The organism is Micromonospora sp. NPDC048040, assembly GCF_055587185.1.
In genome coordinates, this window is sequence record NZ_JBVJGT010000121.1 from 2,369 (window position 1) to 5,449 (window position 3,081).

Here is a 3,081-nt window from a genome sequence, read left to right on the forward strand (position 1 = left end):
AATTAGTGATTCCGTGAGTAGTGGCGAGCGAAAGCGGATTGAGGCTAAACCGGCTGCGTGTGATACCTGTCAGGGGTTGCGTGGTCGGGGTTGTGGGACCCTGCTACACGAGCTGACACTCGTGTGAGGAGTTATAAAGCCAGTTGCTAGCCGAACAGTCTGGAAAGGCTGACCGTAGGCGGTGATAGTCCGGTAGGTGAAAGTGGCTGGTCTCCTGTGGGTGTTCCCGAGTAGCGGCGGACCCCTGAAATCTGCCGTGAATCTGCCAGGACCACCTGGTAAGCCTAAATACTTCCTGGTGACCGATAGCGGACGAGTACCGTGAGGGAATGGTGAAAAGTACCCCGGGAGGGGAGTGAAATAGTACCTGAAACCGTTCGCCTACAATCCGTCGGAGCCTTGCGGGGTGACGGCGTGCCTTTTGAAGAATGAGCCTGCGAGTTAGTGGCATGTGGCGAGGTTAACCCGTGTGGGGGAGCCGTAGCGAAAGCGAGTCTGAATAGGGCGATTCAGTCGCGTGTCCTAGACCCGAAGCGGAGTGATCTAGCCATGGGCAGGCTGAAGCGCGGGTAAGACCGCGTGGAGGGCCGAACCCACCAACGTTGAAAAGTTGGGGGATGACCTGTGGTTAGGGGTGAAAGGCCAATCAAACTCCGTGATAGCTGGTTCTCCCCGAAATGCATTTAGGTGCAGCGTCGCGTGTTTCTTGCCGGAGGTAGAGCACTGGATGGTCTAGGGGGCCCACAAGCTTACCGAAATCAGCCAAACTCCGAATGCCGGTAAGTGAGAGCGCGGCAGTGAGACTGCGGGGGATAAGCTTCGTAGTCGAGAGGGAAACAGCCCAGATCACCAGCTAAGGCCCCTAAGCGTGTGCTAAGTGGAAAAGGATGTGGGGTCGCATAGACAACCAGGAGGTTGGCTTAGAAGCAGCCACCCTTTAAAGAGTGCGTAATAGCTCACTGGTCAAGTGGTTCCGCGCCGACAATGTAGCGGGGCTCAAGCACACCGCCGAAGCTGTGGCATTCACATTTTTACCTCGCTTGGACGTGATTCCTTGTGCAGGTGTGTGGATGGGTAGGGGAGCGTCGTGCCGCGAGTGAAGCATCCGAGTGATCGAGGTGTGGACGCGGCACGAGTGAGAATGCAGGCATGAGTAGCGAAAGAAGGGTGAGAAACCCTTCCGCCGGATGACCAAGGGTTCCAGGGCCAGGCTAATCCGCCCTGGGTGAGTCGGGACCTAAGGCGAGGCCGAGAGGCGTAGTCGATGGACAACGGGTTGATATTCCCGTACCCGCGAAAGAGCGACCCTGATGAACCTCGTTGTGCTAACCATCCGAACTGCCGGCGGTCTTCGGACCAATGGTGGGGAGCGTGGGAACCTGGCGGGTAGTAGTCAAGCGATGGGGTGACGCAGGAAGGTAGCTGAGCCCGGCCGGTGGTTGTGCCGGGGTAAGCGTGTAGGCCGGTGTGTAGGCAAATCCGCACGCCATGTAGGCTGAGACGTGATGCCGAGCCGATTCAGGTGAAGTCAGTGATCCTATGCTGCCGAGAAAAGCCTCTAGCGAGTTCTTAGCGGCCCGTACCCCAAACCGACACAGGTGGTCAGGTAGAGAATACCGAGGCGATCGGGCGAACTGTGGTTAAGGAACTCGGCAAATTGCCCCCGTAACTTAGGGAGAAGGGGGGCCGGAGACGTGAAGCCCCGCGCGGGTGGAGCGTTGTATGGCCGCAGAGAGCAGGGGGAAGCGACTGTTTACTAAAAACACAGGTCCATGCGAAGAAGTAATTCGATGTATATGGACTGACGCCTGCCCGGTGCTGGAACGTTAAGGGGACCTGTTAGCTCTTCGGGGCGAAGCGGAGAACTTAAGCGCCAGTAAACGGCGGTGGTAACTATAACCATCCTAAGGTAGCGAAATTCCTTGTCGGGTAAGTTCCGACCTGCACGAATGGCGTAACGACTTCCCCACTGTCTCAACCACAGGCCCGGCGAAATTGCATTACGAGTAAAGATGCTCGTTACGCGCGGCAGGACGGAAAGACCCCGGGACCTTTACTATAGCTTGACATTGGTATCCGAATTAGCTTGTGTAGGATAGGTGGGAGCCGGTGAAGCTCATACGCCAGTATGGGTGGAGGCAATCTTGAAATACCACTCTGGTTGATTTGGGTATCTAACTTCGGACCGTTATCCGGTTCAGGGACAGTGTCTGGTGGGTAGTTTAACTGGGGCGGTTGCCTCCTAAAGGGTAACGGAGGCGCCCAAAGGTTCCCTCAGCCTGGTTGGCAATCAGGTGTTGAGTGCAAGTACACAAGGGAGCTTGACTGTGAGACTGACAGGTCGAGCAGGGACGAAAGTCGGGACTAGTGATCCGGCACTTGCGAGTGGAAGCGGTGTCGCTCAACGGATAAAAGGTACCCCGGGGATAACAGGCTGATCTTCCCCAAGAGTCCATATCGACGGGATGGTTTGGCACCTCGATGTCGGCTCGTCGCATCCTGGGGCTGTAGCAGGTCCCAAGGGTTGGGCTGTTCGCCCATTAAAGCGGTACGCGAGCTGGGTTTAGAACGTCGTGAGACAGTTCGGTCCCTATCCGCCGTGCGCGTAGGATACTTGAGAAGGGCTGTCCCTAGTACGAGAGGACCGGGACGGACGAACCTCTGGTGTGCCAGTTGTCCCGCCAGGGGCACGGCTGGTTAGCTACGTTCGGAAGGGATAACCGCTGAAAGCATCTAAGCGGGAAGCTCGCTTCAAGATGAGGTATCCCACCCACTTTGTGGGGTAAGGCCCCCAGCTAGACGACTGGGTTGATAGGCCGGAAATGTAAGCCCGGTAACGGGTTCAGTTGACCGGTACTAATAGGCCGAGGACTTGACTACTAAGCTGCTACGCGTCCACTGTGCAACTCTCGATGAACGAACAACAGACCCGGTGGGGTGTTGTTTGATATGTCGATAGAGTTACGGCGGTCATGGCGGAGGGGAAACGCCCGGTTACATTCCGAACCCGGAAGCTAAGCCCTCCAGCGCCGATGGTACTGCACTCGGGAGGGTGTGGGAGAGTAGGACACCGCCGGACAA

2 rRNA genes (1 of these 2 running past the window's edge) are annotated in these 3,081 nt (G+C 56.9%); both read left to right on the forward strand.

Going from position 1 to position 3,081, the window contains the following annotated elements:
• A 23S ribosomal RNA gene (locus ACZ6O2_RS36305) occupies positions 1 to 2,880 on the forward strand (it extends 331 nt beyond the left edge of the window).
• Between the two features lie 82 nt (positions 2,881 to 2,962).
• Positions 2,963 to 3,079 (forward strand): 5S ribosomal RNA (gene rrf / locus ACZ6O2_RS36310).
• The last annotated feature ends 2 nt before the right edge of the window (positions 3,080 to 3,081 follow it).